The sequence below is a fragment of the Rhodoflexus caldus genome (assembly GCF_021206925.1).
Taxonomy (GTDB): Bacteria; Bacteroidota; Bacteroidia; order Cytophagales; family Thermoflexibacteraceae; genus Rhodoflexus; species Rhodoflexus caldus.
The window spans coordinates 1-5,027 of sequence record NZ_JAJPRF010000030.1; the positions used below are offsets into that span (position 1 = coordinate 1).

Genomic DNA, 5,027 nt, shown 5'->3' on the forward strand with positions numbered 1-5,027 from the left:
AGCCTTACATTTCTTGTCACTTTTAAGATTATGAAAAATACTTGCCATAGTTATATAAATTTGAAAGAATCACCAAGTAAAATTAGGTAATTCACTGATAATCACCAACCAAAAGGTCTATAGCACTCCCCTTGCCCTACGTACAATGTTTATAGAAAGTACAAAAGCCTAAATTACGCACATTAGCCCGCCTTTTCGCAAACATAATGTTGTGCGTGGTTTGTTCTTTTTCGCTAAAACGCTACCCTTATTTTTTCTACTTCCTCTTTGGCTTGTTTGCGAAGTTCAAAAGAATAACGGACTTTTTTGCTTATTTCTTGCAAAACTTTCTCTTCGGGTAAATAAACCAAAATTCTGCCTAAATCGTAGTCGGAAATGTTCGGAATGGCTGCACCTGTGCGGTACATAAAAACTTGTTTCAAAAACATTTCTGTTCGCAAATAATAGAGCAAATAGTATAAATCTACTTTGCAGTTTCGCAAAATTCTGAAACCATTGGTACAAATATTACCTTCATAGTCTTTTGTTACTAAGGCGGTGGCGTGTTTGCTTGTTCCTATGGAATTGCCTGCTACTGCTGTCAAAATATCATTTTCTCGGACTTCATAACTTGCTCGGCTTGGCAATTCGTGAACTAAATAACTTGTTGCATTGATAATCTCGTAACTATGCGTATTGATGTCCGAAAGTTCTATGTAATCAACCGTACCATTTGCCTGTGAAAGTTTTTTGCTTTTCGTTTTCACTATTTCGCAAAGGTCTGAAAGTTTTACGGCATTTAGACTTTTGAGTTTGTTAAGCAATTTTCGGTTTTCGGGTGCGTAATAATCAAAGTCAAATCTTCCGTTGAGTTCAGCCACAGGAAATGAAAAACTGTTTTCTGTTTCTATTTCGTTGGTTTGTTGAAATGTTTTGTAATCTTGAATGATTTTGCTAAAATCTTCGTCCAAAATTGGCTCTTTGTTTTTGTCTTTCAACAAGTTGCCAAATTCATCTTTTTTGTAAATGGCTGTACCGTTTTTGTTGCCTTGATAACCTAACTTGGTAACTCTGCCAAAAAATACTTTTTTAGAAATATCTTTTTCAGTTTCTTTTTGCAAAAATAAAATAGATGTTTTTACGCCTGTTCCAAAAGGTATAAAAGTTTCTTGTGGCAAATTGACTACTGCCAAAACTCTTGCTTTTTGCTTGATAAAAATACGCAAATATTCCAAAGATGGATTTTCAAACATTCCATTAGGCAAAACGATTGCCATTCTACCACCTTCTTTCAAAAGTTGCAAACATCTTTCAATAAACAGGATTTCAGGGGTTTGTCCTGTGTGTAAAGTTTTGGTTTTGAAAAAGCCCCCCTCATTCCCCCCAAAAGGGGGACGTTCTTGTTGGCTTTGCCACTTATAGCCTAATTCATATTTCCGCAATAATTTTTCATTCGTAATTTTTCCTAATGTGCCAAAAGGTGGATTTGCTAACACTATATCCATTTGGTTTTCAATTGGTTGTCCAAAAGATAAAGCCAATTCGTCCAAGTCTTCTAAGGAATTTTGAGCAACGATATTCAGGTTTGTATTGCACTCTAAAAGCAACTTCATTTTGGCAATCTTGACTATCGTTTTATTGATGTCAATGCCGTAAAGGTTTGGGATAATTTCTTGTTTAGAAACCTGAAAATTATCTAACAAGTATTGATAGGCGGAAAACAGAAAACCGCCACTACCACAAGTCGGGTCAATGATTTTTTCGTGAGGTTGCGGTTGCAAGAACTCCACACAAAAATTTATTACAGGTTCGGGGGTAAAAAACTGTCCTCTGTCTGCTTTTTCGGTACTCGCCAAAAACTTCTGAAACGCCAAACCTTTGGCATCTGTGGTATCCGAAAAATCTACATTTTGCAATTTATTGACTGCAAAAGCCAAACTCGCAAGGCTTAGTTTTATCTTTTCCGAAGGCTCAAAAACATCTGCAAAACTTTCTATCGTTTTTTGAAACAGATTTTCTATGCGTGCCAAAAAGGTTTTACTTTTCTTGCCTGCCTTAATCTCTGCAAATTCCTCACTGCTGACAAAAAAATCTTGTGTATTTTCTTTCTCTGCTAAAACCTTGATAAACAAGATTTTCAGCATTTCGTCTAATGCTTGCTGTGCCGAAAGTCCGTCATTAGCATAAATGCTATTGTGGATTTCAGAAAACTTTTTGAGTAAGGAAGTTTCTTTTTGAAGGTCAAAGATGAGTGGCTGTTCCATAGCGTTAGTATTTTTGCTCTCTTTTCTTAAATGCTTCTTTCCCGCCTTCAAGATTGATTAGTTTTTCCCTTGTGGCTAAATTTTCTATGGTAGTCGGGGTTATTAGCGTTACATTGTGTTCGTCCATCTCCAAAATATGTATCAACTCTGCATCACCGTTGATTACAAAATTGGCGTTGTGGGTAGCGAAAATTATTTGTCGTTCTTGCTTTTTTTGCTTGATAACATCAACCAAGTAATTGGAAATGAGCATACTATCCAAGTGCGCTTCGGGTTCGTCTATGATAATAGGGCTATTACCAAGTGTAAGCAAAATCACCAAAGCAGCGGTACATCTTTGCCCAAATGATGTTCTTTCCACAGAACGCCCATCATAAGAAACATTGATTTGCTTATAGTTGAAGGTGTCCCATTTGTGTTTTTTCACTAAACAAAGAAAAATATCAAAATTTTCTTTGTCTTCAAGCACTTTCAATAAAGCATCACGGGCATCACTTTGGTCTTTATTTTTTCTGATTTCATCAAGTAATTTTGTTTGATAATTGTCATTCCCGACAAATTCAAAAGGCTCTGCAATAGAAAACAAAGCATCACGAATGGTTGTGCTGTTAAGTTTGCTTGGTAACTCGTCATTGGTTTTAAACAAATCCCTAAACTCCTCAAAAAGTTTATTTTTGGCTGTTTGAGTGTCAAAGGTGTATTTCAAAGTAATAGGTTTTACCAAAATAGTGGAAGTGCTGATATTTTGCAAACTTTGACTAATAGGGTCGATTTGCCTTTCAAGTTCTTGCTTGTAAGTTTCACTTGCTTGGCTAATTTTCTCAAAATCAAATGAATTGATAAAATTTTCAAGTGTTTCAATTTCTTGTTTTAGTGTTGTTATTTCTTGCTCTGTTTTAGCAACTTGTAAGTTGGCATTGCTAATGTCTTTTGAGTCGGCATCAGTAATTCCTTTTGAACGTAAATATTCGTTCATCTTATTTTTCTGTGTTTGCAATTCAGTTTGCAAAGAGGAAATCCTGCTTTCTGCTTCTGTAAAATCTTTTGCTTGTTGCTCTATTGTTTTTAATTGCGCAATAATTTCAGCCTTCGCTGTGGCATAAGCATTTTGGACTTCCGTATTTTCAATTTCTGTTTTTATAATTTCAGAAATTTTGGCAAGCAAAGCATTGTACTGATTTTTAGATTGCTCTATGCTTGTAAGTTCTTTTTGAAAAGTATTGATTTGGTTGCTGATAGTTTGGTATTCCTCGCTTTTATCATAATCAATTTTTGACTTGTGGGTTTGTAAGTCCTGTTCTTTTGCTTTGAGTGCCTTTTTCTGTTGTTGTAATTTTCGTTTCTTGCTTATCAAATCCGTAAGGTTTTGTATGGCACTCTCTAAGGCTGTTTGATTGCTTTTCAAAACACCATTATTTTCTCTTTCATCTTGTTTGATAAGGCGATTGTATAAGGCAAGCGTCAAAGCCTCACTATTTTTAGCAAAACTCTCTATTTCATTTTGGCTGATAAATTCAATAAATTGGGTATCAACATTTGAATCAACTGCAATAATTGGCTCTTTCAAATCTATTGCCTTGCCATCTTTGTCTTTGATTTGCAAACCTTCTCTTTGAAAAAAGGGCGTACTTTTGGGAAGTACATATTTTTCTAAAATACCTAACAAAGTACTTTTTCCTGTACCACGTCCGCCAATAATACAAGTTAAATTGGGGCTAAAATACAACTCTCTTGTTCCTTTCAGACAAAAATTATGGCTAATATCTTGATTTGTTTCTTTATCCCTAAACACAAGTTGTGTAGTTTCAGGAAAGTTTAGGTTAAGCTTTTTGATTTGATATAAAGGTTCGGCGGGTTTAGTTTCCTGTATTTTTACCCTATGTTCAGGCTCAAAAATAATTTGTTTTAAACCCTCAAAAGTTGGGTTGGCTTTTATCCAAGTGAAACTACCTATTTCATCTACTTTATGAGCATCAGAAGTATACACAACAGGCTTTTGAACAGCATTTTCATATCTTGATTTATCAAGAAAATGATTTCTGTCTTGGCTACGCCCAAAGAAAAAATGAGCAGATTTATCAAATATTTGGGCAATAGCCACACTTCTACCTTCTTTGTTATTTGAACGGAAACCGCCGTAACCGTTTGGGCAACAAACTATTAGATAATGCTCATATTCTGTAAAATCTGTTTTTAGTTGATTTAACAAAGTTTCGTCGTTTACAACTGCTGTGCTAAAATCATTCTCACTATTTAGGGCATTGCAATATGCATTGGTTTTGGTTTGTAATCTACCTAAAAAATTATGAATTGCAGTGCTATCAACTTTATCAGGGTTGAAAATGATATGTAGGTTTATAAATTCGCCACTTTTGTTAGGTTGTGCAATGCGAAATTCTAAATTCGGCAAAACTAAAATATTATGTTGGTTGAGTTTTTGTCTTACAGTTTCTAATTCATTTTCAGCAAAACGAAAGTAGTTAGTTAAGCCAATAACTCTGATTTCATTATCTATAAATTTTTGCACCCAACTATTCCACTCATTATTGAATTGATTATTTAGGTGAGTCATTGGGCTATGTACGTGCAAATCCCACTTTGCCCACTCTGAACCTTTTGGGTAATTGTTGTAATTCGTCATTAGACTTTTTGGAAGTTAAAACACTGAAAATCAATTGATTGAAAATTTCAACTTGTAATTATGTAAGCCTGCGGTTAATTGGAAATTTTCTAATATCTGCTCTTTTTGCTTCACTCTGCTTCTAATCTGATTCACCAAAAAAT

The 5,027-nt window shown here is 34.7% G+C and carries 2 protein-coding genes; both read right to left on the bottom strand.

Going from position 1 to position 5,027, the window contains the following annotated elements:
* Positions 1 to 233 precede the first annotated feature (233 nt).
* The gene (locus NDK19_RS16790; protein ID WP_250633067.1) at positions 234 to 1,916 is read right to left on the bottom strand and encodes an N-6 DNA methylase; all 1,683 of its coding nucleotides are present in this window, start codon (positions 1,914 to 1,916) and stop codon (positions 234 to 236) included.
* Between the two features lie 331 nt (positions 1,917 to 2,247).
* Positions 2,248 to 4,884, bottom strand: coding sequence for a TrlF family AAA-like ATPase (locus NDK19_RS16795; protein WP_250633068.1), 2,637 nt, complete (start codon positions 4,882 to 4,884; stop codon positions 2,248 to 2,250).
* Between the last annotated feature and the right edge of the window lie 143 nt (positions 4,885 to 5,027).